Source organism: Bradyrhizobium sp. RDI18, from assembly GCF_043203335.1.
In the GTDB taxonomy this organism is placed as follows: Bacteria; Pseudomonadota; Alphaproteobacteria; order Rhizobiales; family Xanthobacteraceae; genus Bradyrhizobium; species Bradyrhizobium retamae.
This window is the reverse complement of the sequence record NZ_JBICRN010000008.1, coordinates 1,441,849-1,468,394: the sequence shown is the minus strand read 5'-3', so window position 1 is coordinate 1,468,394 and position 26,546 is coordinate 1,441,849. Positions and strand designations below refer to the sequence as shown.

Annotated in this window: 25 protein-coding genes and 3 pseudogenes; 13 read left to right on the top strand and 15 right to left on the bottom strand. The window is 63.3% G+C overall.

The features are described 5' to 3' along the window. The first annotated feature begins 235 nt into the window (after positions 1-235). From pdhA to ACFXS9_RS15955, 4 genes are all read left to right on the top strand, one after another. Positions 236-1,321 carry a pyruvate dehydrogenase (acetyl-transferring) E1 component subunit alpha gene (pdhA, locus tag ACFXS9_RS15970; protein WP_392699804.1) on the top strand — a complete coding sequence of 362 codons (1,086 nt, stop codon included), beginning with the start codon at positions 236-238 and terminating at the stop codon, positions 1,319-1,321. Continuing rightward, complete coding sequence (locus ACFXS9_RS15965; protein WP_392690213.1) at positions 1,314-2,294, top strand: alpha-ketoacid dehydrogenase subunit beta; 981 nt, start codon at positions 1,314-1,316, stop codon at positions 2,292-2,294. Before pdhA ends, ACFXS9_RS15965 begins: the two co-directional genes overlap by 8 nt. A gap of 19 nt (positions 2,295-2,313) precedes the next feature. Further along, positions 2,314-3,414: a dihydrolipoamide acetyltransferase family protein gene (locus tag ACFXS9_RS15960; RefSeq protein WP_392690211.1), complete on the top strand. Its 1,101-nt coding sequence runs from the start codon at positions 2,314-2,316 to the stop codon at positions 3,412-3,414. Between the two features lie 101 nt (positions 3,415-3,515). Next, complete coding sequence (locus ACFXS9_RS15955; protein ID WP_392690209.1) at positions 3,516-3,809, top strand: GYD domain-containing protein; 294 nt, start codon at positions 3,516-3,518, stop codon at positions 3,807-3,809. Between the two features lie 134 nt (positions 3,810-3,943). Here the strand turns inward: ACFXS9_RS15955 and ACFXS9_RS15950 are convergent, their stop codons facing one another. Then, positions 3,944-4,291 (bottom strand): hypothetical protein, encoded by a 348-nt coding sequence (locus ACFXS9_RS15950; RefSeq protein WP_392690207.1) that lies wholly within the window; start codon positions 4,289-4,291, stop codon positions 3,944-3,946. A 294-nt stretch (positions 4,292-4,585) separates the two neighbouring features. Between ACFXS9_RS15950 and ACFXS9_RS15945 the strand changes: the two genes are divergently transcribed. Beyond that, the gene (locus tag ACFXS9_RS15945; RefSeq protein WP_213286426.1) at positions 4,586-4,987 is read left to right on the top strand and encodes a RidA family protein; all 402 of its coding nucleotides are present in this window, start codon (positions 4,586-4,588) and stop codon (positions 4,985-4,987) included. Positions 4,988-5,141: 154 nt separating this feature from the next. Here ACFXS9_RS15945 and ACFXS9_RS15940 read toward each other — a convergent pair whose 3' ends face one another. Next, entirely contained in the window at positions 5,142-6,449 is a 1,308-nt protein-coding gene (locus tag ACFXS9_RS15940) for a DNA polymerase IV (protein WP_392690205.1), read from the bottom strand. After that, positions 6,446-6,745, bottom strand: a complete 300-nt coding sequence (locus ACFXS9_RS15935) for a DUF3572 domain-containing protein (protein ID WP_028345605.1) — start codon at positions 6,743-6,745, stop codon at positions 6,446-6,448. The genes ACFXS9_RS15940 and ACFXS9_RS15935 overlap by 4 nt, the downstream gene beginning before the upstream one ends. A gap of 228 nt (positions 6,746-6,973) precedes the next feature. Here ACFXS9_RS15935 and ACFXS9_RS15930 point away from each other — a divergent pair, with 228 nt between their 5' ends. Next, positions 6,974-7,339 (top strand): response regulator, encoded by a 366-nt coding sequence (locus tag ACFXS9_RS15930; RefSeq protein ID WP_027538546.1) that lies wholly within the window; start codon positions 6,974-6,976, stop codon positions 7,337-7,339. 12 nt (positions 7,340-7,351) lie between these two features. After that, the gene (locus tag ACFXS9_RS15925) at positions 7,352-8,725 is read left to right on the top strand and encodes a PleD family two-component system response regulator (RefSeq protein WP_334374901.1); all 1,374 of its coding nucleotides are present in this window, start codon (positions 7,352-7,354) and stop codon (positions 8,723-8,725) included. 41 nt (positions 8,726-8,766) lie between these two features. Here the strand turns inward: ACFXS9_RS15925 and ACFXS9_RS15920 are convergent, their stop codons facing one another. Further along, positions 8,767-9,984, bottom strand: coding sequence for a serine hydrolase domain-containing protein (locus ACFXS9_RS15920; RefSeq protein ID WP_392690201.1), 1,218 nt, complete (start codon positions 9,982-9,984; stop codon positions 8,767-8,769). A 178-nt stretch (positions 9,985-10,162) separates the two neighbouring features. Further along, positions 10,163-10,781, bottom strand: a pseudogene (locus tag ACFXS9_RS15915) (TetR/AcrR family transcriptional regulator). Between the two features lie 133 nt (positions 10,782-10,914). On the opposite strand from ACFXS9_RS15915, the gene ACFXS9_RS15910 reads away from it, so the two are divergent. Further along, complete coding sequence (locus ACFXS9_RS15910; RefSeq protein WP_392690199.1) at positions 10,915-12,147, top strand: MFS transporter; 1,233 nt, start codon at positions 10,915-10,917, stop codon at positions 12,145-12,147. Positions 12,148-12,352: 205 nt separating this feature from the next. On the opposite strand, the gene rpmG is transcribed toward ACFXS9_RS15910, so the two are convergent. The 6 genes and pseudogenes from rpmG to topA all read right to left on the bottom strand — a co-directional run bounded on the left by rpmG (position 12,353) and on the right by topA (position 20,487). Then, positions 12,353-12,520, bottom strand: a complete 168-nt coding sequence (gene rpmG, locus ACFXS9_RS15905; RefSeq protein ID WP_159011529.1) for a 50S ribosomal protein L33 — start codon at positions 12,518-12,520, stop codon at positions 12,353-12,355. A gap of 125 nt (positions 12,521-12,645) precedes the next feature. Next, positions 12,646-13,971: an LLM class flavin-dependent oxidoreductase gene (locus tag ACFXS9_RS15900; protein WP_392690197.1), complete on the bottom strand. Its 1,326-nt coding sequence runs from the start codon at positions 13,969-13,971 to the stop codon at positions 12,646-12,648. Between the two features lie 163 nt (positions 13,972-14,134). Then, entirely contained in the window at positions 14,135-14,917 is a 783-nt protein-coding gene (locus ACFXS9_RS15895) for an NUDIX hydrolase (RefSeq protein WP_392690195.1), read from the bottom strand. 38 nt (positions 14,918-14,955) lie between these two features. Further along, entirely contained in the window at positions 14,956-15,393 is a 438-nt protein-coding gene (locus ACFXS9_RS15890) for a DUF983 domain-containing protein (protein ID WP_392690193.1), read from the bottom strand. Further along, positions 15,381-17,725 (bottom strand): annotated as a pseudogene (rnr, locus tag ACFXS9_RS15885) (ribonuclease R). The gene ACFXS9_RS15890 and the pseudogene rnr overlap by 13 nt, the downstream one beginning before the upstream one ends. Next, a pseudogene (topA, locus tag ACFXS9_RS15880) lies at positions 17,726-20,487 on the bottom strand (type I DNA topoisomerase). A 229-nt stretch (positions 20,488-20,716) separates the two neighbouring features. Between topA and ACFXS9_RS15875 the strand changes: the two are divergent. Next, entirely contained in the window at positions 20,717-20,971 is a 255-nt protein-coding gene (locus ACFXS9_RS15875) for a hypothetical protein (protein ID WP_392690191.1), read from the top strand. Positions 20,972-20,985: 14 nt separating this feature from the next. Here ACFXS9_RS15875 and ACFXS9_RS15870 read toward each other — a convergent pair whose 3' ends face one another. After that, complete coding sequence (locus ACFXS9_RS15870; RefSeq protein WP_392690189.1) at positions 20,986-21,462, bottom strand: winged helix-turn-helix transcriptional regulator; 477 nt, start codon at positions 21,460-21,462, stop codon at positions 20,986-20,988. A 112-nt stretch (positions 21,463-21,574) separates the two neighbouring features. Between ACFXS9_RS15870 and ACFXS9_RS15865 the strand changes: the two genes are divergently transcribed. After that, on the top strand, positions 21,575-22,348 hold the full coding sequence (locus tag ACFXS9_RS15865) for an SDR family oxidoreductase (RefSeq protein ID WP_392690187.1): 774 nt from the start codon (positions 21,575-21,577) through the stop codon (positions 22,346-22,348). Between the two features lie 174 nt (positions 22,349-22,522). Next, the gene (locus tag ACFXS9_RS15860; protein ID WP_176721964.1) at positions 22,523-22,663 is read left to right on the top strand and encodes a hypothetical protein; all 141 of its coding nucleotides are present in this window, start codon (positions 22,523-22,525) and stop codon (positions 22,661-22,663) included. A 48-nt stretch (positions 22,664-22,711) separates the two neighbouring features. Here ACFXS9_RS15860 and ACFXS9_RS15855 read toward each other — a convergent pair whose 3' ends face one another. Further along, the gene (locus tag ACFXS9_RS15855) at positions 22,712-23,320 is read right to left on the bottom strand and encodes an FMN-dependent NADH-azoreductase (RefSeq protein ID WP_392690186.1); all 609 of its coding nucleotides are present in this window, start codon (positions 23,318-23,320) and stop codon (positions 22,712-22,714) included. 97 nt (positions 23,321-23,417) lie between these two features. Between ACFXS9_RS15855 and ACFXS9_RS15850 the strand changes: the two genes are divergently transcribed. Next, the gene (locus tag ACFXS9_RS15850) at positions 23,418-23,819 is read left to right on the top strand and encodes a winged helix-turn-helix transcriptional regulator (RefSeq protein ID WP_392690184.1); all 402 of its coding nucleotides are present in this window, start codon (positions 23,418-23,420) and stop codon (positions 23,817-23,819) included. Here the strand turns inward: ACFXS9_RS15850 and dprA are convergent. Together dprA and ACFXS9_RS15840 are read right to left on the bottom strand one after the other, a co-directional pair. Beyond that, on the bottom strand, positions 23,816-24,931 hold the full coding sequence (gene dprA, locus ACFXS9_RS15845) for a DNA-processing protein DprA (protein ID WP_392690182.1): 1,116 nt from the start codon (positions 24,929-24,931) through the stop codon (positions 23,816-23,818). The two genes, ACFXS9_RS15850 and dprA, sit on opposite strands and share 4 nt — an antisense overlap. Positions 24,932-24,998: 67 nt before the next feature. Next, positions 24,999-25,208: a GDCCVxC domain-containing (seleno)protein gene (locus ACFXS9_RS15840; protein WP_392690180.1), complete on the bottom strand. Its 210-nt coding sequence runs from the start codon at positions 25,206-25,208 to the stop codon at positions 24,999-25,001. Between the two features lie 83 nt (positions 25,209-25,291). On the opposite strand from ACFXS9_RS15840, the gene ACFXS9_RS15835 reads away from it, so the two are divergent. Continuing rightward, positions 25,292-26,533: an amidase gene (locus ACFXS9_RS15835; RefSeq protein ID WP_392690178.1), complete on the top strand. Its 1,242-nt coding sequence runs from the start codon at positions 25,292-25,294 to the stop codon at positions 26,531-26,533. Positions 26,534-26,546 lie beyond the last annotated feature (13 nt).

Sequence of the window (26,546 nt, the reverse complement as noted above, 5' to 3'; positions counted from 1 at the left end):
CTCCCAACGGTTCAGTTGTTACGAGGACAACCTGACCATTTGCCATGGCTTGATATACCACTGACGCGGTGTCGTTTCCACGGTGGTAAAGGCCGCCTCGCGAGCGCGGTGCAGCAACGACCATACAAGACCATACAAGATGGGTGAGCCCATCTTGTATTGTTCCGGCCCAGCACCAATTACGAATTGTGGGATGCAGAATCGCTCTGGGAGCGAGGACGTGGCCAGCAAAAAAATGTCAGACGGAGGACTTCCCGTCATCGCGCGCTTTGAGGTGCGCCACCGCAATTACCTCGCGCCAGACGGCTCGATTAACCGGCCGCTCCCTGCATTCGCCTCCGATGCCAACCTCCTCACTGCGCTCTATCGAGCGATGCTGCTGCTCCGCAACTTTGACCGAAAGGCTGTCGCATTGCAGCGCACCGGCCGGCTCGGGACGTACGCCGTTTCGCTCGGCCAAGAGGCGGTGTCGGTCGGGATAGCCAGCGCGATGCGCGCAGAGGACGTCCTGTTGCCCTCCTATCGCGACAATGGCGCGCTGATCTGGCGTGGCGTCAAGCTGGAGGAGATCCTGCTGTTCTGGGGAGGGGACGAGCGGGGCAATCAATTCTCCGGACCGGTCGAGGATTTCCCGTTTTGCGTTCCCGTGGGATCGCAGGCGCCGCATGCCGCCGGCGTTGCCTATGCCTTCAAGCTTCGCAAGCAGCCGCGCGTCGCCGTATGCATGTTCGGCGATGGCGCCACTTCGAAGGGTGATGTCTACGAGGCGATGAATTTTGCCGGCGTGCACAAATTGCCGGTCGTGTTCGTCGCCACCAACAATCAATGGGCTATTTCCGTCCCGTTACGACTACAGACCGGTTGCGAAACGCTGGCGCAGAAAGCCGTCGCCGCCGGCTTCATCGGCGAGCAGGTGGACGGCAGCGATGTTGTGGCGATGCGCGCCGCGGCCGAAGACGCCATTGCCGCCGCCCGTGAGGGCCGGGGCCCGCGTTTCATCGAGGCGGTCACCTACCGGCTCGGCGATCATACGACCTCCGATGACGCGTTACGCTATCGTTCGGCTGACGAAGTCCAGGCCCGTTGGAAAGAAGAGCCGATTACGCGCCTGAGGAGCTATCTCGTCAGTCAAAAAATGTGGAGCAAGGCGGACGAGGAACAGCTCGCGGCGGAGTGCCATGAGCGCGTCGAGGCGGCGGTTGAGCGCTACCTGGCAACGGAGCCGCGCCGACCCGAAACCATGTTCGATCATCTCTATGCCGAGCTGCCCGAGACGTACGCCGCGCAGCGCCGCCAACTCGCGGGAGAGGGCGATGCCTGAGGTGACGTTGGTCGAGGCCGTCAATCTGGCGCTCGCCCGCGCGATGGAGGATGACCCTGATGTCGTCGTGCTTGGCGAAGATGTCGGCATCAACGGCGGCGTCTTCCGCGCAACCGTTGGCCTGCAAACGCGCTTCGGCCCGGAGCGCGTCCTCGATACGCCGCTTGCCGAACTCCTGATCAGCGGGCTCTGTGTCGGCATGGCGGCGCAGGGGTTGAAGCCCGTCGGCGAGATCCAGTTCATGGGGTTTCTGTATCCCTGTATCGATCAACTGGCGAACCACGCCTCCCGAATCCGCAACCGCACGCAGGGACGGCTAACTTGCCCAATGGTTCTGCGTACGCCGCATGGTGCCGGCATTCGCGCGCCGGAACACCATTCCGAAAGCACCGAGTCGATGCTCGCCCATATCCCGGGTTTGCGCGTCGTCATTCCCTCGTCGCCGGAGCGCGCCTACGGACTGCTGCTCGCCGCGATCCGCGATCCCGATCCGGTGGTATTTCTGGAGCCGACCCGCATCTACCGCGCGGCGAAAGGCGAGGTGGAAGATAACGGTGAGGCTTTGCCGCTGGATGTCGCCTTTGTCCTGCGGGAAGGCCGCGACGTCACGCTGATTAGCTGGGGCGCGATGCTGAAGGAAACCATGGCGGCGGCCGACGCGCTGGCTGCCGACGGCATCGCCGCCGAGGTCATCGATCTCGCCACGCTCAAGCCTTACGATGAAGCCACGGTGCTCGGTTCGGTCGCAAAAACCGGGCGTTGTGTCATCGTGCACGAGGCGACACGCACCGGCGGATTCGGAGCCGAGATCGCGGCGCTGATTGCCGAGCGCGCTCTGACCTCTCTGCTCGCGCCCGTGGCCCGCGTCACCGGCTACGACACGATCGTTCCGATGGCGCGGCTCGAGCAACACATGATGCCGTCGGTTGATCGTATCGTCACGGCCGCGCGTAAAGCGTGCCAATTCAGTTGATTGCCAGCGGGTTTATCCCATGCGCCAGTTCGTATTGCCGGATCTCGGAGAGGGCCTCGAAGAGGCCGAGATCGTGAACTGGTATGTCAACGAAGGCGATCACGTCGTTACCGATCAGCCACTGGTTTCGGTCGAGACCGACAAAGCCGTCGTCGAGGTGCCGTCACCCTCGAGCGGACGCATCCTGCACCTGTTTGGCGCCAAGGGAGATGTGGTGAAGGTAGGCGCGCCGCTTGTCGAGTTTGCCGAAGGCCCCGAGCAAGACACCGGCACCATTGTCGGCGAACTTGGCGGCGGCGAGCCGCCGCCGGCAGCAGCGGCGCCCTTCGGGCCAGCGGCTGGACAGAAAGCCCAGGTGTTTCCGGCGGTGCGCGCGCTCGCCCGCAAGCTCGATGTCGACCTCGATCTGGTCGAAGCCACAGGACCCGGCGGCACCATCACGCGTGCGGATGTGGAAAGGGCTGCCAAGGGCTTGTCCCATACCGGACCTGCCGAACCCCTGCGCGGTTTGCGGCGTGCGATGGCTCAGCGCATGACAGCGGCTCATGCCGAGATCGTTCCGGCCAGCGTCACCGACGAGGCCGATATCGACGATTGGCGAACCGGCGAGGACGTGACAATCCGACTGGTGCGCGCGATCGCGGTCGCCTGCAAGACGGAGCCTTCGCTCAATGCTTGGTACAATTCCGACGCCGGTGAACGGCGTCGGATCGACCGTATCGATCTCGGCATCGCCGTCGATACCGGGGGTGGTCTTATCGTTCCGGTGTTGCGCAATGTCGCCGAGCGGGACGTATCGGACCTGCGAGCCGGGCTTGACCGGATGCGGGCGGACGCCGTCGCGCGCTCGATACCTCCGGGAGAACTGCGCGGAGCGACGATTACGCTATCAAACTTCGGAATGATCGGAGGCCGCTTCGCCAGCTTGATCGTGGTACCACCGCAAGTGGCGATCATAGGCGCCGGCCGGATTACCCAAGGGGTGGTTGCCTATCGAGGCCAGCCGGCGGTGAGGCGCGTGTTGCCATTGTCGCTCACCTTCGACCATCGCGTCGTGACAGGCGGCGAAGCCGCTCGCTTCCTGGTAGCGCTCAAAGCGGATCTTGAGCAGTTTTCGTGAGACAGTCTGTGCGCAGGGGTATCCAATAGCGCTGATCTATGGATGGCCACGAGCGATCGGCCAGGAGGTTCGGTTGAACCCTACAACCAGGGAGAGCCAGGATGGTAACGTATGTCGTGCTTGCCAACTTCACCGATCAGGGAATCCGGAGCGCGAAGGATTCGCCGAAGCGGGCAGAGGCTTTCAGGAAAATGGCCGAGACCTTCGGAATTACCGTAAAGGAGCTATTCTGGACGCAGGGACGCTACGACATTGTGACAATCCTCGATGCGCCGGATGAATTTTCCGTCATGACGCTTAGCTTGAGCCTCGGCGCCTTGGGCAATGTTCGCACCGAGTCGTTGCGAGCCTTCTCGGTGGAGGACATGACCAAGGTGGTCGGCAAGATGCTCTGACAACCGCTGCGCAAGTCGACCGTCTTCTGAAGCCGAGGGCTGGCTTTGCCGTCATGCCATGAGGAATGGGCCTGTTGTGCGCTCGGAAAATCGCCGCACGGGTGACGATGGCGAGGCTCTCATCACGATCTGCGTCAGGGACTTGGCGACTTCCGCTCGACTTCCTGAGCAGGATGCTGCTCCGAAAGTGCCGCTTGGCGGTCATACTCCTCAGGTTCGAACTGTTCCTTGAACATCGCTCGCAGCAACCGCCAGAGTTCTCGGTGACCAGCGGTTTGACCGCCCTGCGTCAGATACTCCGCGATGTCCATTACGTCCGTTCGATAGTCCGCCACGCCGCGGATACGCGAATCCAGGTAGCTCCATTCATGTTCGACGTACAAGCGTTTGGTGTCGGTGTCGAAGACCAGGTTCCAAAAATCCAACTCCGTGATTTCCGGGCCTTTGACCTGCCGATGTAACTCCCGTTTTAAAAAGGCCATGTTCCGCTCCTTCCGCGTAGGGTTTCGTGGACGCATCCCGACCTACGGGCCCCTACAAGTTGGAGACTTGATAGAAATTTGATCATTTCTTGCCGGTTCAAGGCCGCTTAGTTGGGTATTTTCCTTGAGGGTGGGCAAAATTGGCGTCAGGGATCCAAGCCCCGCAATCAAGGGGGCTCGTCCTCGGGTCAGACCTTGGGACGCGTGCTGCGTATCCTGTGACAACCAGTCTGGTCGAGAGCACCGGACCCGGATACGCTTCGGCCGAACCATGCACGTCAGGGAGGCGCAAACATGAGCAAGCTCGAAAAACTTCGGCCAAGCGGCCTTCACCACAATCCGGCTTACTCCCACGTCGTCGCCGCTTCGGGCGCCCGCACGATTTATATCGCGGGACAGGTGTCCACTGACGAGGAGGGGCGGGTGGTCGGCGAGGGTGACATAGCCGCGCAGACGACGCAGGTGATGCAGAATATCGGCCTGGCGCTGAAAGCCGCTGGTGCGAGTTACGCTGACATCGTGAAGATCACCACTTTCGTCGTCGGCTATAGACCGGAGCTCCGTCCGATCATCGGCAAGGCGCGCTCGGTTTTCTTTGAAGGCATGGAGCCGCCGGCGAGCACGCTCGTCGGTGTAACGGCGCTCGCGGCGCCTGAATGGTTGATCGAGATTGAGGCGGTGGCGGTCGTCGATTGACGTCTCTGCGCCTTCTCACTCCGTCATTGCGAGGAGCGAAGCGACGAAGCAATCCATCTTTCGGCTTGCGGGGCTATGGATTGCTTCGCGGAGCCTGTCATCCGGCGGCGCTTCGCGCCGACCGGGTGGCTCGCAATAACGGCGAGGGAACCGTCTACTCCTCCTCATCCTCTTCCTTCGCCGGCCCCTGATACGCAATGCCCCGGATCACGGCGGCATTGCCGAACTTTTTCCGCAAGTCATCCATCGCGCGCTCGGCATGGGCGGAGCGGCGGTCGAGCATGTCGATATCATCGGCCCGCGATCCCTCGCGCAGCGCGCTGACGCCCGTGCCCATCAGGCGGAAGGCGGTGCCGTCGATCTCCCTGGCCAGCATTTCGCGCGACACCGCAAAGATCTTCGCGGCGAGCTGGGTCGGCGCCTGAATCGATTGCGAGCGGGTGCGCTGCCTGAAATCGGCGGTCTTCAGCTTCAGCGTGATGGTGGAGCCGGCAAGATTGCCGTTCTTCAGCCGGGACGACACCTTTTCCGACAGCCGCCACAACAGCCGTTCCAGCGTGGCGAAATCGCGGATGTCGTTTTCGAACGTGGTTTCGCTCGATATCGTCTTGGCGCCGCGGTCGGGGACCACGCTGCGGTCGTCGATGCCGCGAGCCAGCCGCCACAGCCGGCGGCCTTCGCCGCCGAACTGCTTCATCAGCTCGATCTCGTCGGCGCGCTGCAGGTCCGCAATGACCCGAAACCCCCGCTGCAGCAGCTTTTCCTGGGTCGCGGGACCGACGCCATAGATGAAGCCGACCGGCTTGTCGGCGAGCATCTCGCGGGCCTCAATCTGGTCGAGGGCGGCAAAGCCGCGCGGCTTGTCGAGATCGGAAGCGATCTTGGCCAAAAACTTGTTGCAGGACAGGCCAACGGAAACGGTGATGCCGATGTCGCGCTCGACCTCGCGGGCAAAGCGCGCCAACACTTTTGCCGGGATCATGCCGTGAACGCGCTGCGTGCCGGAAAGATCGAGAAACGCCTCGTCGATCGAGAGCGGTTCCACCAGCGGCGTCAGCGTCTGCATGGCCTGCCGCACCTCGCGGCCGACGCGGACATATTTGGCCATGTTTGGCGGGATCACGGCTGCCTGGGGGCAGAGCGCCAGCGCTTTAAACATCGGCATCGCCGAGCGCACGCCATAGGTCCGCGAGACATAACAGGCAGCCGACACCACGCCGCGCTTGCCGCCACCGATGATCACGGGCTTGTCGGCAAGTTCCGGATTGTCGCGCTTCTCCACTGTGGCATAGAACGCGTCGCAATCGATATGCGCCAGCGTCAGCGAGGGCAGGGCGTGGTGGCGCACCAGGCGCGGGGAACCGCATTCATTGCATCGCCTTGCCTTGATATCGAGGTCGCCGAGGCAATCCCGGCAGAACGCGTGCGGATCATCTAAGGCTGGCGGCGCCTGCGCGCTCACGGCACGTCGCGCTCCCAATGCGGATCGCCGAGCACTTGGCGGGCGGCGGCGATGTTGGTCGGGTGTAGTTGCGAGGCGCTCGCAAATGCCTTCACGGTGGCGTCGTCCCGCATCACAAAATCCAGCACCGAGGCCAGAAATTGCGGGTCGGCCGCGGCGGTGCGCAGTGTCTCCGGACCGATGCCGGTTTCAGCCAGGAACAAGCCTAGCCTCTCAGGATCGCCGGCAATAAAACTCAGCGCCTGAACCGCAACGATTTCAGCCACTTCGCGAGGGTTGTGAACAGGCTTTTTCAATAGATCGTTTGCCTTTCCGTTAACTTATGGTCTCTAATTTGGGAACCATCATGCCCGAGTCTGCGGAGTGTGTTCAACAATCGGACCGCTTCGTAAAAGTTGGCGCATCGATTTAACGGCTTAGAGCGAATCTGGCGCTAGTTTGAATTCAGTTTTCGACAGGGGGCGGCGTCGGTGCAAGACGTGCCGAAAGGCCGGACTTGTTTCCTGGGATGAGGGAGGGACGGGATGGCGAAAACCGTCCTGATCGTGGAGGACAACGAGCTCAATATGAAGCTCTTTCGCGATCTGTTGGAAGCGCATGGCTATCAAACCTCCGGCACCAGCAATGGTTTCGAGGCGCTCGATCTCGTCCGCAAGCTGCGCCCTGATCTGATCCTGATGGATATCCAGCTTCCGCAGGTGTCGGGCCTCGAAGTGACGCGCTGGATCAAGGACGATCCGGAGTTGCGCGCCATTCCGGTGGTGGCCGTCACCGCGTTTGCGATGAAGGGCGATGAAGAGCGCATCCGCGAAGGCGGCTGCGAGGCGTATCTGTCCAAACCAATTTCCGTCGGCAAATTTATTGAAACCGTACGGCGTTTTATCGGGTAGGGGTGAGTTTCAATGTCTGCGCGTATCCTCGTCGTCGATGACGTTCCTGCGAACGTCAAGCTGCTGGAAGCCCGGCTGTCGGCCGAATATTTCGACGTGCTGACCGCTTCCAACGGCGCCGAGGCGCTCGACCTCTGCTCGCGCTCCGAATGCGACATCATCCTGCTCGATGTCATGATGCCGGACATGGACGGTTTCGAGGTCTGTCGCCGGCTGAAATCCAACCCCGCCACCCATTTCATTCCCGTCGTGATCGTCACCGCGCTCGACAGCCCGTCCGATCGCGTCCGCGGGCTGGAAGCCGGGGCCGACGATTTTCTCACCAAGCCGGTATCCGACATCGTTCTGATCGCGCGCGTTCGGTCACTGACGCGGCTGAAGATGATGACCGATGAGCTGCGCATGCGCGCCATCACCTCGCTCGAGATCGGCATGGAAGCGCCCGAGCGCAGCGCGATCGCCGACAAGGGCGTCGGCGGACGGATCCTGCTTGTCGACGACCGGCCGTCGTCCTACGAGCGGCTGGCGCCGATCCTTGCCGCCGAGCACACCGTCGACGTCGAAATCAATCCGGCGGAAGCGCTGTTTCACGCCGCTGACGGCAATTACGATTTGCTGATCGTCTCTCTCAGCCTGGAGAACTACGACGGCCTGCGGCTGTGCAGCCAGGCGCGCTCGCTGGAGCGCACCCGCCAGTTGCCCATTCTCGCCATCTCCGACGCTGACAATAATGCGCGGCTGCTGCGCGGGCTCGAAATCGGCGTCAATGACTATCTCCTGCGCCCCGTCGACAAGAACGAACTGCTGGCGCGGGCGCGCACCCAGATCCGCAAGCGACGCTACACCGACCACCTGCGCGACAACGTGCAGAACTCGATCGAAATGGCGATCACCGACGCGCTGACCGGGCTGCACAACCGCCGCTACATGGAAAGCCATCTCTCGACGCTCGTCGAGCAGGCTTCGAGCCGCGGCAAGCCGCTTGCGCTGATGATCCTCGACATCGACTTCTTCAAATCCATCAACGACACCTACGGCCACGACGCCGGCGACGACGTGCTGCGCGAGTTCGCCGTACGCATCCGCAAGTCGATCCGCGGCATCGATCTGGCCTGCCGCTATGGCGGCGAGGAATTCGTCATCGTGATGCCGGAAACCGACCTGACCGTCGCCGGCATGGTCGCCGAGCGTCTGCGCCGCTCGATCGCCAGCGAAACCTTTGCGGTCAACAAGGGCACCAAGCGGATCGACGTCACGATCTCGATCGGCCTGGCGACGCTGGACCACAAGGGCGAGCCGGTCGCCGACGTGCTCAAGCGCGCCGACACCGCGCTCTATCGCGCCAAGCACGACGGACGGAACCGGGTGGTATCAGCGGCGGCCTGAGCTGTCGTCCCTGCGAACGCAGGGACCCATAGGTTGTCGTGTCAAGCAACAACCTTGGCATTCTGCTTCACCGCCTCATACGCCAGCCGCTTGAACTCGAACGAGAACGGATGCACGAACGCCATCTGGCGCTGGGCCATCATCACGCCGGCCATGTTGCGCTTCGGCGAGATCCACCATTGGGTGCCGGCGACGCCGCCCCAGTAGAGTTCGCCGGTGGCATCCGGATGATCAAACGCCGAAGGCGCCAGGATCAATCCGCCGGCCAGGGTAAAGGCCTTGCCGGGCTGCTCTCCCATCGTGGCAAAGCGGATCCACTGGCCCTCGGGCAATTGGTTGGTCAGCATCAGCGCAATCGTCTCGGGCTTGAGCAGGGTCGGCCCGCCGGGCAGCAGGCTTCGGATCAGCGCGACCATGTCGGGCAGGGTTGAAACCAGGCCGCCGCCGCCGCTCAGTCTTGCGATCGAGCGCAGATAAGCGCCGGGGAAGGGCGCGTTGTCGGTTCGGGTCAATCCCGGCTTCATCGGCTCCATCAGGTCCGCACCGGCGTAATAGGCGACGAGCCGTCCCCGATCCTTTTCCGGCACGACGAAGCCGGTATCGACCATGCCGAACGGGCCGAGAATGCGCGCCTGGATGAACTTGTCGAAACGCTGGCCGCTGATGACTTCGATCAGCCGCCCCAGCACGTCGGTGGCCAGCGAATATTCCCACGACGTGCCCGGCTGATAGATCAGCGGCAGGCCGGCCAGCACGTCCACCATGTCTGCCAGCGTCGTCATGGGATTATGGACACCGCGCTCGTTAAGCGCCTTGTACATGGCCGTACCAGGATCGAAGAAGCCGTAGCTCAGGCCGGAGCTGTGGCTGAGCAACTGACGGATGGTGATCGAGCTCTTCGCAGGCTCGGTATCGTCAAGCGAGCTGGCGCCGGGCCGCAGCACCTTGCGATTTCCGAGCTGCGGAATGAATTTTTCGATTGCGTCGTCGAGCTTGAGTTTACCTTCCTCGAACAGCAAGAGCACGGCGCAGGAGGTGATCAGCTTGGTGTTGGAGAAGACGCGGAAGATGTGATCGGTGCGGAGCGACGTTTGCGCTTCCTTGTCGGCCCAGCCGACGCAATTCACGTCGACGAGGTCGCGCCCGACCATGACCGCCCAGGAAATGCCTGACAGCAGGTTGTTGTCGACATAGCGCTGCATGGCCGCGCGTGCCGGTTCGAAGTCGTAACCGTTTGCGGTCACTTTCAGGTCTTCCATTGTCGCTCCCTTTACCTTCGTTAGTTTGGCGCGGTTCTATATTGATGTCGTCCCTGCGAACGCAGGGACCCATAACCACCGGCGTCTTTTGCAGGAAGAAGGTAACCGCCACATCGCCTTATTGAAAGGCCGCGGCGTATGGGTCGCTGCGTTCGCAGGGACGACGGTTGGGAGCGATTCAAGTTGCCGACCTTGACTGCCGTTTCTTTGCCGTATGCTTCAGCACAGGAGCACGCGTACCAATCTTCACCCCCGCATTCCTGAGCAGCACCGTTGCGGCTTCCTTTGCCGCGCGCGCTATCGCGGGGTCGTTGCGGACGAGATCCTGGGCGATCGAGCCGTCGACGAGCAAAGCGAGCTGCGTCGCCAGTGCGTCCGCTTGGCGGATGCCGAGTTGTACCAGCAGGCCGCGAAACCAGCGGCGGCGGCTTTCCTTGAACTCGACCGCAACCTTTCGGACCGACTGATCCTCGCCGAGTTCGGCCACCGCGTTGACGAAGGGACAGCCACGAAAGTCTTTCGCCGAAAAGCGCCGCTCCAGCAGAATCGAACGTGCCGAGAATTTGCTCGACCGGCGACTTGTCTGATGGCCGCGGCGCCACGAAGCGCCGCGCCAGATAGGCCGAGATCAGCGCGTCCTTGGACGGGAAATGATTGTAGAGCGTGCGTTTGCTGATGCCGATTTCGGCCGCGATGGTGTCGACGCCGACCGCGCGAATTCCCTGCAGATAGAACAGCCTATCCGCGGTTTCCAGAATCCGTTCCTTCATCACCGGTTTGGCGGGCAGGGTAGCCATGCGAATGCGTGGGTCACCGTTTGCTTGACAGCAGCGCCCCTTATAGCTCAGGTACACAGGTCTGTGTACCTATTTCAGATGCCAATTGCAGAACGCGGCGTTCGGATCGCGCCCCTTAGGGAGAATAAAAACAATGGCCCTGCTGCAAATCCTGCGTCCGACGCTACCCATCCTGATCGGTGCATCCATCATGCTGACGCTGAGCATGGGGCTGCGGCAGTCGCTCGGCATTTTCATGCAGCCGCTGACGCAGGATATCAGAATATCGATCTCCGATTTCACGCTGGCGATCGCGGTGCAAAACCTCGCTTGGGGATTTTTGCAGCCGCTCGCTGGCGCCCTGACGGTGCGCTACGGCTTTCGCGCCATCATGGTGGTCGGCGCGCTGCTCTATGTCGCCGGCCTTGCCTTGATGGCGGCTGCGAACGGCGTTCTCGCCGTCATGATCGGCGGAGGCGTGTTGATTGGCACGTCGCTGGCATGCACCGCGGCGGCGATTGCGATGTCGGTTGCGGCCCGTGCCGTTCCTGCGTCGGTGCGCTCGACAGTGCTCGGCCTGGTGTCGGGCGCCGGCTCGCTCGGCGCGCTATTGTCGGCTCCGATCGGACAGATGCTCAATGAAGGTTACGGCTGGCGAATGGGGCTGGTCGGATTTGTGGTGCTGTCGCTCCTGATGATTCCCGCGGCCTGGTATGCGGGCAGAGTGGACAAAATCCCGCTGCCCAAGCCGACAGAAGACGAGATCGACGATGCGTCAGCGACCGCTGCAACGAAGATGGCGTTCGCCAACGCGTCTTTCGTGGTGATGACCGGCGCCTATTTCGTCTGCGGCATGCAACTCGTCTTTCTCACCACGCACCTGCCGTCCTATCTGGCGATCTGTGGCATGGACCCGATGCTGAGCGCGCAGACGCTCGGCATGATCGGCGGCTTCAACGTGCTCGGCAGCATCTTCTTCGGCTGGGCCGGCCAGCGCTGGAACAAGTTGGCGCTGCTCGGCGGCATCTACATCTTCCGCTCGATCGCGCTCGCCTGGTATTTCACGCTGCCGCCGACGCCGGCAACCACGCTGCTGTTCGGTGCCATCATGGGTTTCCTGTGGATGGGCGTCGGCCCGCTGGTCGCGGGCGCGGTGGCGGAAATGTTCGGCCTGAAATGGCAGGCGATGATCCAGGGGCTCGCCTTCATGAGCCACCAGGTCGGCAGCTTCCTCGGCGCGTTCGGGGGCGGCGTGCTGTACGACGCGCTCGGCTCCTACACCATGGCGTGGCGGATCGGCGTCGCGCTTGGCCTGGCCGGCGGCATTGTCCAGGTCGCGTTCGCGCTGATCCGGCCGAGCGGACCGCCGCAGATGCAAGCGGCGTAGGCCGCGCCGCCTTCCCCGGATGCTGCGCAGCAGGCCGCTCTTGCGGCGTGGTGCGCCGCTGATCCGGGGTCCATCCGCGGCTACCGTGGGCCCCGGCTCTGCGGTGCACCGCTGAAGAAGCGCTGCACCGCGTCCGGGACACGGATAGCCAGGAATCAAAACGGGGCCGCAAGGCCCCGTTCAAAACCGTCAGCGATTGGCTCGCTTACTTGATCTTCGATTCCTTGAACTCGACGTGCTTGCGCGCGACCGGATCGTACTTCTTCTTGACCAGCTTGTCGGTCATGGTGCGCGAATTCTTCTTGGCGACGTAATAGAAGCCGGTATCCGCCGAGGAAACGAGCTTGACCTTGATGGTGACCGCTTTGGCCATGTTCAGAACCTCAAAACAGGGGGTGTCAGGCGCCGGCCAAACCGGCCTGCATTTGCCGCGCAACCTAGCTTCTGATCGCCCAAAGTCAAGGTTTTCGGGGCAAAAACCGGCATAAATCGGGGTGATTAACCCTCAAAGAACCGGTTTTTCGGCCTTGGCAGCCCCAAATTCTCGCGCAGCGTCTTGCCCTCGTACTCTTTCCGGAAGATCCCGCGCTTCTGCAGTTCCGGCACCACCTTGTCGACGAAGTCGTCGAGCCCCGCGGGCAGGAACGGAAACATGATGTTGAAGCCGTCGCTGCCGCGGCTCATCAGCCACTCCTCCATCTGGTCGGCGATGGTTTGCGGCGTGCCGACAAAGGACAGCCCGCCATAGCCGCCGACGCGCTGGGCGAGCTGGCGCACCGTGAGCTTGTCGCGCGCGGCGGCATCGACGAGGCGCTGGCGGCCGCTCTTGCTGGCGTTGGTCTCGGGGATTGGCGGCAACTGGCCGTCAGGATCGAAGCCGGAGGCGTCGATGCCGAGCTGCACCGAGAGCGAAGCGATGGCGCTGTCGTAATGCACCATGCTGTCGAGCTTGGCCCTTTTCTCCTTGGCTTCCTCGACGCTGTCGCCGACCACGACGAAGGCGCCGGGCAGGATCTTCAGATGCTCGGGGTTACGGTCGATCTTCTCCATGCGGCCCTTGATGTCGGCATAAAGCTTCTGCCCGTCGGCAAGGCTGCCGCCGCCGGTGAACACGGCTTCCGCCGTTTCTGCGGCGAGTTGCTTGCCGTCTTCCGACGCGCCGGCCTGCACGATCAGCGGCCAGCCCTGCACGGGGCGGGCAATGTTGAGCGGCCCGCGCACCGAGAGATATTTGCCCTTGTGATTGAGCACATGCATTTTGGCGGGATCGAAATAGAGGCCTTGTTCGACGTCGCGCACGAAGGCGTCATCGGCAAAGGAATCCCACAGACCCGTCACCACGTCGTAGAACTCGCGCGCCCGCTTGTAGCGCTCGGCGTGCTCCATATGGTCGTCGAGCCCGAAATTGAGCGCTGCGTCCGGATTGGAGGTGGTGACGATATTCCACCCGGCGCGGCCACCTGAGATGTGATCGAGCGAGGCGAAGCGCCGGGCGACGTGATAGGGCTCGTCGAAGGTCGTCGATCCCGTCGCGATCAGGCCGATATGTTCCGTCACCACTGATAGCGCCGACAACAGCGTGAACGGCTCGAACGAAGTCACCGTGTGACTGCGCTTGAGCGCATTGATCGGCATGTTCAGCACGGCCAGATGATCGGCCATGAAGAACGCGTCGAACTTGCCGGCTTCGAGCTTCTGGATCAGTTGCTTGATACGCGGGAAATTGAAGTTGGCATCGGGCCATGCGCCGGGATAGCGCCACGCGCCGGTGTGGATGGAGACCGGCCGCATGAACGCGCCGAGCTTGAGTTGCCGCTGTGCCATTGCCCCGTTTCCGTAGCTGTTATTGTTGGGAAAGAGATAGGCATGGGCGGCGGTGGCGCCATTGGAGACACGCAGAAGAATATTTTGTTTTTGCGCGGAGTCTCAACACGACTGTCATTCCGGGATGCGCGTAGCGCAGACCCGGAATCTCGAGATTTCGGGTTTATCGCTCCGCGATGCCCCGGAATGGCGCAGAGAAAGCAGGGCCATACGCCCCCAGCACGTCCTTCTGCATCTTGCCGCCGTAGAAATGAAAGAACGGCACCGGCGCGTCGTGACGCAGCGGGCCGGTGGCTAGCCGACGGTCGAGTTCGGCGAGCACGTTCTTGGTCATGGCGTGCGCGTCGGCGAGCGGCTGCGAGCCGATCTCGACCCACACCAGCTCCACCAGTTCGGCATCGGCATGGATCACCCCTTCGACGCGATGGGCGATGGCTGACGCGTCGGCCGTGAAGAAGCGCGTATCAAAACGGCGGACGCGACCAGGCGGGGTGATGGCGCGCGCGATCAGGAACAGGCCGGATGGATCGGGCAAGAGGCCTGCTTCCGCAAACGGTTTCCACGCGCCGTCGAGCTTGACGGGCTTGTCGACCTTGCATCCGAGGCAGAGGCCGGTTTCCTCGCAGGCCTCGCGGATCGCGGCAACCGCCAACGCGCGCGCCCGCGATGGTGCGATCTTCGGACTGCCCTTGAGGAGGTTGGCCTCGAGCTCTGGGGAAATCGGTGCGGCCACGGGGATGCGGTTGTCCGACTTGTCGACACGTCCGCCCGGGAAAACATATTTGCCCGGCATGAACACCACCTTGTCGTGGCGCTTGCCAACCAGAACTTTCGGTTTGTCACCGGAGCGGTCGATCAGGATCAGCGTCGCTGCATCCTTGGGCCGGAAATAAGGATGGTGATCGGCTTCTTTTCCTTCTTGTACTGCAGTCGCGACTTCGCTCATTCCATCCCCGTTTTTGTGCTCTTGTGGCCCCGGTTTAGCTAGACCGGCGGGATGTCGCTAGGGGCATTTTCGTCAAAGCCGTGCATGCGCAGCGCCCATTGAATGCCGACCACCGCGCCCTTGATTGGCTGCAACAGCGCAAGCGAGGAGACCAGCGTCGCCGGCAGATACATCGCCAGTTGCAGCCACACCGCGGGCGAGTAGTTGGTTTCGATCCACAGCGCCGCCGGCACCACGATGTGGCCGACGATGACGATGACGAGGTAGGCCGGCAGGTCGTCGGCGCGGTGCGGAGTAAAATCGAGTCCGCAATTCGAGCAATTATCGGCAGTCTTCAGGAAAGCGCGAAACATCTTGCCTTCGCCGCAACGCGGACAGCGGCAACGGAAGCCGCGCTTCATCGCGGTCCAGAGGTCGCGCTTCTCGGCCTGCACGGTGTCCCGGGTCCATGTCGTCGCGGCGTTCACCGTTTCCATGACTTGCCTTTCTTCGATTTGCCGGGCTTGGCTTTGCCCGACCTGCCCTTGTGAGGCTTGCGAACCTTGTCGCGCGGGCTGCGGCCCGGATGCGATTTCGATGACTTTGCCGATGCCTTCGAGCCGTCACGTTTTCTGCCGCGCGGAACGACCTGGCCTTCCGACAACAGCTCGAACCGCAACGCGCCGGCTACCGGTGCAGCTTCTACCAGACGCACGTCGACAACGTCACCCAACCGGTGCATGGCACCGCTGCGTGAGCCGACGAGCGCGTGACGCGCCTCGTCATAATTGTAGTACTCGGTGCCGAGCGTGCGGATCGGGATCAGCCCGTCGGCGCCGGTATCCGATAACTTCACGAACAGCCCGGCGCGCGTAACGCCCGAGATACGGCCTTGAAACGTCGCGCCGATACGGTCGGCGAGGAAATGCGCGATCAGCCGGTCGGCGGTTTCGCGTTCGGCCTTCATCGCGCGGCGCTCGGTCAGCGAGATCTGCGCCGCGATCTCGCTCAGTGTCTCAAGCGTCTCGCTCTCCGGCAACGCGCCTTCGCCGAGACCGAGCGCGCGGATCAGCGCGCGATGCACGATCAGATCGGCGTATCGCCTGATCGGCGAGGTGAAATGCGCGTAGCGACGCAGGTTGAGGCCGAAATGGCCGTAATTTTCCGCCGAATATTCCGCCTGTGCCTGCGAGCGCAGCACCACCTCGTTGACCAGCGGCTCGTAATCCTCGCCGCGGACCTGGCCCAGCACCCGATTGAACAGCGAGGGTCGTAGCGCGCCGGTCTTCGCAAACGGCAGGTCCAGCGTCTTCAGGAATTCCTGGAGATTATGAACCTTCTCCAAGGTCGGTTCGTCATGCACCCGATAGATAAGCGGCAGAGCCTTCTTTTCAAGCATTTCGGCCGCGGCGACGTTGGCGAGGATCATGAATTCCTCGATCAGCCGGTGCGCGTCGAGACGTTCGGGCACGATGACGCGATCGACCGTTCCGTCGGGCTTGAGCAGGATCTTTCGCTCGGGCAGATCGAGGTCGAGCGGATCGCGCTCGTCGCGCGCGAGCTTAACCTGCGCATAGGCCGCGTAGAGCGGCGTCAGGATCGGCTCCAGCAGCGGGCCAGTGGTATCGTCGGGCCGCCCGTCGATTGCGGCCTGCGCCTGCGCGTAGTGCAGTTTCGCGGCCGAGCGCATCAGCACGCGATGAAAGCTGTGCGAGCGTTTGCGGCCGTCGGGGCCGATGACCAGCCGAACCGCGAGCGCGCCACGCGCTTCGCCCGGCACCAGCGAGCAGAGATCGTTGGAGATGCGCTCGGGCAGCATCGGCACCACGCGGTCCGGAAAATACACCGAGTTGCCGCGCGTCACCGCTTCGCGGTCTAGCGCCGAGCCCGGCCGCACGTAGAAGGCGACGTCGGCAATCGCGACATGGACGATATAGCCGCCCTTGTTTTTCGGATCGGAATCGGGCGCAGCGTGAACCGCGTCGTCATGGTCCTTCGCATCAGGCGGATCGATGGTCACCAGCGGCAAATCGCGCCAGTCCTCGCGGCCTTTCAAGTCAGCAGGCAGCGCGGCCTCGGCCTCGCGCAAGGCGGATGGTGAAAACGCTTGCGGGATTTCGTGGGCGTGGATCGCGATCAGGCTGATCGCCTTTTCGCTGGACAACGAGCCGAGCCGCTCCTTCACCTTGCCGGAGGCGAGGCCATAGCCGCGCGAGCGCACCAGATCGACGCTAATGAGGTCGCCATCCTCGGCGCCTGCGGTGTCCGATGGCGCGATGTTCAATTCGCGCCCGGCCTGCTTCTTGTCGACGGGAACGAGCAGGCCGCCGCCGCCAGGCAATTTGCGGAAGATACCGAGCACGCGCGCGCGCGGGCCTGGTCGATGATCTTGATGACGCGCCCGCGATAGGGGGCGCCTTCGCTATCATCGGCCTTCTCGATCCGCAACAAGGCTCGGTCGCCGACACCCGCCGCCGTGCCGGGTTGCAAACGGCGCGGGACGTGGATGCGGATCTTCGGCGCGGGGCCGCTCTGTTCTGTGTCCCATTCAGTGGGAGCGGCGAGCAGTTCGCCGTCGGTGTCGCGGCCGGTGATGTCGGCGATCACGGTCGGGGGCAGGAGCGCCGTCTCGTGGATCTTCCGGCCGCGCTTGGCGATGGCGCCTTCGTCGGCGAGCTCGCGCAGGATGCGCTTCAGTTCGGCGCGGTCGGCGTTCTTCAGGCCGAACTCGCGGGCTATCTCACGGGTGCCGACCTTGCCCGGATGGGCACGAATAAAGGCGACGATGGCGTCCCGGGCCGGAAAGCCATGGTCGTGTTTTCTCTTCACTTATCCTCGCGCCTTGCCCGCGCGCTTTTTCGCGGGCGTCTTGGGTGCAGTGGGCTTCGCCGCCGATGTCTTGGCGGCGGAGGCGACCGGCGCGCGCGCCTTGCTCACGGCCTCCGATTTCGGCTTCGCGGCCGGCTTCTTCGCCGGCGCCTTCTTGGCGGGCTTCGGCGCATCGGGATCGGCAGCCTTGCTGGCCGTCTTGGCGGCGGCCTTCTTCGGTGCGGCCTTCTTGGCGCCGCGTTTCGGCTTGCCGCCGCCCTTGGCGGCGCGTTCGTCGATCAGCGCGATGGCTTCGGCCAGCGTGATTGTGTCCGGCGTCTTGTCGCTCGGGATCGTGGCATTGACGCCGCCTGCGGTGACATAGGCGCCGTAGCGGCCGTTCTTGACGGCGACGCCGCCAAGGCTCGAATGCTCGCCGAGCGGCTTGCCGGGATCGGCGCCGAAGCGGCGGCCGCTCGGGCCTTTTGCAATCTTCTCCGCGATCAGGGTCACCGCGCGATTGAGGCCGATGTCGAACACCTCGTCGCCGGCTTCAAGACTCGCATAGGTCTTCTCGTGACGCACAAACGGGCCGAAGCGGCCGATGCCGGCAGTGATCGGCTGGCCGGTTTCCGGATGCTTGCCGATCTCACGTGGCAGCGACAGCAGCTTCAGCGCCAGATCGAGCTCCATGTCGCCGGGCGACATGTTCTTCGGGATGCCGGCGCGCTTGGGCTTTTCGCCCTCGGGATAGTCCTTCTGCTCGCCGAGCTGGATGTAGGGGCCGAAGCGGCCGGCCTTCACCGTGACGTCGAGGTCGGTTTCAGGATCCTTGCCGAGAACACGGTCGGCGCTCGCCTCAGAGTCGGCGGCCAGCGGACGGGTATAGCGGCATTCCGGATAGTTCGAGCAGCCGACGAAGGCGCCGAACTTGCCGGCCTTCAGATTGAGCCGCCCGGTACCGCAGGTCGGGCACTGCCTGATGTCGCCGCCATCGGCGCGTGGCGGATAGATGTGCGGACCCAGCATGTCGTCGAGCGCATCCAGCACCTCGGCGACACGCAGATCTTTGATGTCGTTGACCGCGCCGATGAAGCCGGTCCAGAAATCCTGCAGCACCTGCTGCCAGGAAATCTCGTTGTTGGAGATGCGGTCGAGCTGTTCTTCCAGCGCGGCGGTGAAGTCATACTCCACATAGCGAGAGAAGAAGTTTTCGAGGAAGGCGACCACGACGCGGCCCTTGTCCTCGCCGTGCAGCCGCTTCTTCTCCAGCTTGACGTAACCGCGATCTTTCAGGACCTGGAGGATCGAGGCGTAGGTCGAAGGACGGCCGATGCCGAGCTCTTCCATCCGCTTTACCAGCGAGGCTTCCGAGAAGCGCGGCGGCGGCTCGGTGAAATGCTGGGTGACGGCAAGCGCCTGCCGCTTCAAGGCTTCGCCTTCGCTCATGGCGGGGAGGCGGCGGAATCTTCGTCTTCCTCGTCGTCGCGGCCTTCCTGATAGAGCGCGAGGAAACCGTCGAACTTGATGACCTGGCCCGAGGCGCGCAGCTCCAACACGCGGGAGCCGGCCTTCGCCGCGATGTCCACGGTGGTGCGTTCGAGTTCGGCCGATTCCATCTGGCTCGCAATGGTGCGGATCCAGATCAGTTCATAAAGCTTGGCCTGATCGGGATCGAGGCGGCGGCGCATCTCGGCGGGCCGGCGCGACAGATCGGTCGGGCGGATCGCTTCGTGCGCTTCCTGCGCGTTCTTGGCCTTGGTCTGGTACTGCCGCGGCGCATCCGGCACATAGGCGTTGCCGTAATCCTCGCCGATCACTTTGCGGGCTTGGGTGATCGCCGAGCCGTCGATCTGCACGCCGTCGGTTCGCATATAGGTGATGAGGCCGGTGGTCTCGCCGCCGATGTCGATGCCTTCGTAGAGGCGCTGCGCGATCCGCATGGTGTGCGCCGGCGCAAAGCCGAGCTTGCGGCTGGCTTCCTGCTGCAGCGTCGAGGTGGTGAAGGGAGCCTGCGGATTGCGGCGCGCGGGCTTTGCTTCGACGGTCGAAACTGTGAAGTTCGCGGCTTCAATAGCCTTCTTGAGATCTTCGGCTTCGGCGCCGGAGCCGATGTCGAGCCGCTGGATCTTCTTGCCGTCGGCGCCGACGAGGCGCGCCTCAAAGCTGTCGCCGCGCGGCGTGGTCAGGGTCGCGACAAGCGACCAGTATTCGCGCGGGACGAATTTTTCGATTTCGAGTTCGCGGTCGCAGACCAGCCGCAGCGCGACCGACTGCACGCGGCCGGCCGAGCGCGCGCCCGGCAGCTTGCGCCAGAGCACGGGGGAGAGCGTGAAGCCGACCAGATAGTCCAGCGCGCGGCGCGCCATATAGGCGTCGACCAGCGCGCCGTCGATTTGGCGCGGCGCCTTCATGGCATCGGTCACCGCCTGCTTGGTGATGGCATTGAACACCACGCGCTCGATCTTCTGATCCTTCAGCGCGCGTTTCTCTTTCATCACCTCCAGCACGTGCCAGGAGATCGCTTCGCCCTCGCGATCAGGGTCGGTTGCGAGAATCAGTCGGCTGGCGCCCTTCAAGGCCTTGGCGATGTCGTTGAGCCGGCCGGCCGCCTTGGGATCGACCTCCCAAATCATCTGAAAATTGGCGTCCGGATCGACGGAACCGTTCTTGGCAGGGAGGTCGCGGACATGGCCGAACGAGGCCAGAACCTCGTAGGAGGCGCCCAAATACTTATTGATCGTCTTGGCTTTCGCCGGCGACTCCACGATGACGATATTCATGTCATTCCAATGGCTTACGGGAAAAGATAAAGGCGGGTTCCGCGAGACTCGCGGCCCACCGATTGGACCCGAACATGGGTGGTGAGGCGGCCCCTGTCAAATCGGCAAATGCCGCCAGGGAACCTTTCGCCGTCCACTTATGTCTGAGGAGTTGCGAAATGCGCCCTAGAGTTGCGCCTCTAAAGGGGTTATTTCTGGGCAATACTGTATTCAATTGGATGCAAGTTTTTTGAGCAAGGCTGCAGGCGGCCGGAAGCGGAAAGCTTCGGGCAAGAAGAGGGGCTCGCCACCCGACGAACGTAACACTGAGCGAGGTGAGGAGGGCGGCCCCGACGAGGCCGTGGCCTTTATCGCAGAGAACGTTGCCGAACTGGTCAAGCTGGCGAAGCGCCACCGGCTCGAGGTGCTCAGCCATTTGCTCGGCATGGCGCAGCTCGAGGCGGAAGAGCGCCTGCGCACCCGGAGCAAGCGTAAGCTGTCTTAAGCCGCGCGGCTGCGTTACGCGGTCGCCCGCTTGCGCGGCTTCGCTGCCGGCCGCGGCTTCAGCGCAGTATCGCCCGCGCCCAAGAGCCGCCGATCCTGCGAATAGAGTTCGAGCTTGCGAGCCGGCTGGCCGGTTTCCTTGTCGACCAGGATGGTGCTGATCTCTTCCGGCCGCTCGTCAAATTCCTCGCTCCATTGCCGCAGGGCGACCAGGATGGGGAAGACGCCACGGCCTTTCAGCGTCAGCAGATATTCCTGATAGGCGCTGCCGTCGGAAGCGGGGGCGGTTTTCAGAATGCCCTGATCGACCAGCGCGCGCAGCCGCACCGTAAGGATGTTTTTGGCGAGCCCCAGTCTCTTCTGGAATTCGCCGAAGCGGCTGATGCCAAACAGCGCCTCGCGAATGATCAGCATCGACCACCAGTCGCCGATCGCATCCAGCGAGCGCGCGATCGGGCAATCGTCGTGCTCAAAGCTGGTTCGTTTCACCATTTCAGTCTCCGATCGGGTTTGAGACCGATCACGGCTTTGTGTGGTTGCAATATTAAACTAGATGCTCTAGCTAATCAATCTAGTTTAATAATGCAACCATCGGGGACGTGTCATGAGGCTCGCGAACAAGACGGCGCTGATCACAGGGGGCAACAGCGGCATCGGGCTTGCGACCGCAAAACTGTTTGTGGCCGAAGGTGCCCGGGTCGTCATAACCGGGCGAAATCAGGCGACGCTCGATTCCGCTGCGAAGGAATTGGGCCCAAACGCGCTGGCGCTCGCGGCTGACGCCACCGACATCGCGGCGACCGAAGCCGCGATCGGGAAGGGGGCCGAAAAGTTCGGCAAATATGACATCCTGTTCGCCAATGCCGGGATCGCCGGTGGCACGCCGCTTGGTGACTCAACCCTCGAGGCGTTCGAGAAGGTCATCAGCACCAACCTGACCGGCGTGTTCTTCACCGTGCAATCGGCGCTGCCGCATCTCAACGACAACGCCTCGATCATTCTCAACGGCTCGGTGATCTCGGTGCTCGGAATCCCCGGCTATTCGGCCTATGGCGCGGCCAAGGCCGGCGTGCGCGCGATGGCGCGGATCATGGCGTCGGAATTGTCGCCGCGTGGCATCCGCGTCAACGTGGTGGCGCCCGGCGCGATCCGCACCCCGATCTGGGGTGCGGCGATCGCCACGCCGGAAGCCGAAAAGGCGTTTGAAAAGCGCATCGCGTTGTCGACGCCGCTCGGCCGGATCGGCGAACCCGAGCATATTTCCAAGACGGTCCTGTTCCTCGCTTCCGACGATTCCGCCCATGTGCAGGGCCAGGAGTTGTTCGTCGACGGCGGCGCCACGGCCTCTCCGAGCGGAGCGCCAATCTATCGGGGGTAAGCAGGTCCCGGCACGATCCAGGCCCGGTCAGCGGTCTAATCTCCGTCGTGCTGGCAGGCTCCGGCGGCCCTGCGGCGGATTGGCGCGGAGCCAGAACGCGCATTGAACCCGGGGTGTAACTGCAGGACATTTTGAGGCAGGCGTTCTTGCCAATCAAAGAACCGGAGAGCCGTCATGCCGAAAACCGCTGGCATCTCCTCGTCGGCGTCGCAAAGTTCGGATACCGCTCAACTTGTTTCAGTCGCCCTGTTTTCCGGGGTAGGTCTGCTGATCTCGCTGGTCGTCGTTATCCTACGCATCAACGGCGTCTTCTGATCGAGCGGCTGCCGTCGCGCCTGGCGGCGGCAACCGCTCTGGCTCCAACTACGCTGCGTGCAGGTCGCTCGCGGCCCGCAGCGCGCCGGCCACTGCTTTTTCGCGGTGCTCCGGGCCGACCTGAATGCCATCGGCGGAAATGAATTCGGGATTCCCGATGCCGATGAAGCCGAATACCCAGCGCAAATAGGTTTCGAGATGTTCGCCGAGCGCGGCCGGCGTGCCCGGGCCGTAATAGCCACCGCGCGAGATCGCGACGATGACGCGCTTGTTGCCGGCCAGCCCCTGGGCACCTTGGGCATCGTATTTGAAGGTCTTCCCCGCGACCAGGATACGGTCGATCCAGGCCTTGAGCTGGCTCGGGATCGTGAAATTGTACATGGGTGCGCCGATCACGACGATGTCGGCGGCCAGAAACTCTTCCAGGACGGCCTGACCGGCGGCGATGTCCTCCCGCAACGCAGCTTCGGGGGCCGCTCCCTGGCCGGCAGCGAGGTGTGAGCCGGTGAGGTGCGCCAGCGGGGTCAGCGTGAGATCACGGTAGCTGACTTCGAGGCCGGGGGTAGATTGATGCAGGCGGTCGACGACGGCGGCAGAAACCTGGCGGCTGACGGAGTGGGGGCCGAGAACGCTGGAATCGAGATGCAGAAGTTTCATGAGGGGTCACCCTTGGTATACGTTTGTAACTGGCGCTATATGAGTGACTGTCGTAAGGTCCTGCAAGAACGCACATTTTTTACACCCGAGCACATTCATGAGACCCGAGCACAAAAAAGTGCCTGCCCTGCCAGCCGGTCCCCACCTCGACAGTGACTGCCGCGGCGCCGCATCCGTGCTGGCGCGGGTCGGTGATAAATGGAGCGTGTTCGTGATCATGATGCTTGGCGATGGCCCGAAGCGCTTCAACGAGATCAAGCGCATGATCGGCGGCATCTCGCAGCGCATGCTGACGCTGACGCTGCGGGGATTGGAACGCGATGGTCTTGTGACGCGAACGGTGTTTCCAACCATTCCGCCGCGTGTCGACTACGAATTGACCGATCTGGGACGTGGCTTATCCAAGCCGGTGAAAGCTCTCGGCACCTGGGCGATCGAGCATCAGCCAGAGATTCAACGCGCGCGGATGAAGTTCGACGCACGCAGCGAGAAGAACTAAATCAGCGACACCAGCCCGCCACCATGACGCTCCAGGCGGCCCGCCAGTTCGAGTTCGAGCAGTACGGTACGGACGATGGTGGGCGAGAGGCCCGACATCCGGATCAGATCGTCGAGGCTGACCGGGCTTGGTCCCAGCAGCGCAACGATGCGCTCGCGTTCGCCTGGATCGGTGTCGAAGTCGAGCGGCTCGTCGTCCTCGCGCGCCGCGAGCATGATCGGCCGTTCGAGGATCGGCTGAATGGCGTTGATGACGTCGTTCGCTTCGGTGACCAGCGCCGCGCCCTGCTTGATCAGATCGTTGGTGCCGGCGGCGCGCGGATCGAGCGGTGAGCCGGGCACTGCGAACACTTCGCGGCCCTGTTCGGCAGCCATCCGCGCCGTGATCAGCGATCCCGACCGATGCGCGGCCTCGATCACGACGACGCCGAGCGAGGCGCCCGAGATCAGGCGGTTGCGGCGTGGAAAGTCGCGGGCGCGTGGCACGTGGCCCAGCGGCATTTCGGAAATCGCTCCGCCTTGTTTGAGCAAGATCGCCAGCAAATCTTGATGCTCCGGCGGATATATGCGGTCGTGGCCGCCGGCCAGCGCCGCGACCGTGCCGCTTTCGACCGTCGCGTGATGCGCGGCCTGATCGATGCCGCGCGCCAGCCCGGAGATGACAACGAAGCCGGCGTCGCCGAGATCGCGCGCCAATTGGCCGGCGAATTTCAACCCGGCGCCGGAAGCGTTGCGCGAGCCGACGATCGCGATCATCGGCCGCATCAGCGCGTCGGGCGCACCGCGCACGCCGAGTAGCGGCGGCGGATCGTCGAGCGTCGCCAGCCGCGGCGGGTAGGCGGCTTCGCCCGGCGCCACCAGCGAAACGCCGATGGTGCTCGCCGCCGCGATCTCGGCCCGCGCTTGCTCCTCGGTGCAGATGCGCCCCGAACGCGCAGCGCCACCACGCCGCGCCAGATCGGGCAGTCGCTCCAGCGCCGCGCGAGCATTGCCAAAATGACTGATGAGCGAGTTGAAGGTGCGCGGGCCGACATTGTCGCTGCGGATCAGGCGCAGCCGGGCGATCCGCTCGGCGTCGGTGAGGTGAAGGGCTTGTGGCGTCCGGTCATGCATGCGGACACAGCTTTGCCCAACCTGAGATTGCGATCAACCTGTTTGACGTAAAAACGTCCTGAGCTTGTTAGCGGCAGCAGGCACCTTTGCCGCTTTCCTGAACGGGAGGACACGGCACGGAGCCGTACGAGCAGAACACGCAGCAGTCGCCCGCCAGCGGTTTCAGCGTCTCGCCGCAGCCTTTACAGACATACAAAAACTGGCAGGCGTCCGTTGGCATTTGCTCATCGGATTGATGGCTGCAGCGCGGACAGGTCAGGATGGATTCAAGCTGCATCAGGACTCACGGACAATTTTGACAGCGGCGGATCAATCATATTCCATCCAGCCGCCACGATCAAAAGCCGCGGGAACACGCCCATGATCTCGGTCGCCGACCTTCAGCGCCGCATCGATGCTGGCGAACTTTCACCCGACAACGCCATCGCGCAGTCGCTGGAAGCGATCACCGCACAGGACAAGACCATTGGCGCTTTCGTCTGCCGTACCGAAAATGCGCGCGCGGCAAGCACCGGACCGCTGCGCGGCATTGCGGTGGGCATCAAGGACATCATGGATACGGCGGAGTTTCCGACCGAAATGGGCTCGCCGATCTACCGGGGATATCGACCGCGCGCCGACGCTGCCGTCGTGATGATGCTGAAGCAGGCGGGCGCAAGCATCATCGGCAAGACCACGACGACGGCATTCGCCTCCATAGATCCGACGCCGACGCTCAATCCGCACAACAAGGGCCATACACCCGGCGGATCGTCGTCGGGCTCGGCCGCCGCGGTCGCGGCCGGCATGATTCCGCTGGCGCTGGGGACGCAGACCGGCGGTTCGGTGATCCGGCCAGCCTCGTTTTGTGGTGTCGCCGCGATTAAGCCGTCATACCGCTTGCTGCCGACGGTCGGCGTCAAATGCTACTCATGGACGCTCGATACGGTCGGGCTGTTCGCGGCTGGTGTCGATGATGTCGCGCGCGGGCTATCCGCAATGACCGACCGGCCCGAATTACTTCTTCCGCCGACGATTTCAACACCACGCATCGGCCTCGTGACCCAGAATTTCGCCGGTGCACCGGAAGCGTCGGGCGGGGCGGCGTTGCGGATTGCGACGCGGGCGGTGGAGAAAGCTGGCGCGTCCGTGCGTGCGCTGAACCTGCCCCAGATTTTTGCCGACGCATGGGCTGCGCAGCCGGTCGTGCAGGAATTCGAGGCGCATCGGGCGCTCGCCTGGGAATACCGTGAACGTTACGACGCGATGGCGCCGCTGTTGCGGGCCAAGCTGGACGAGAGCAGGGACACAATACCCGCCGCCTATGACGCGGCGATTGGAAAAGCGAACCGCGCCAGACAAGCGTTGGAAAAAGTGTTCGATGAGGTCGATGTGCTGCTGACCTTGTCGGCACCCGGTGCTGCCCCGCGGGGTTTGGCTTCGACCGGCGACGCCCGTTACAATCGGCTATGGACGCTGATGGGCGTACCCTGCGTCAACGTTCCGGCCATTGTGGCGGAAGTCAATTTGCCCGTGGGCGTGCAGGTGATTGCAAGATACGGCGCTGATGCTCGAGCACTGGCAGCGGCGCGGTTTGTGGAAAGTGCGCTTGCCCGGAAATGAACCGTAACCGGGA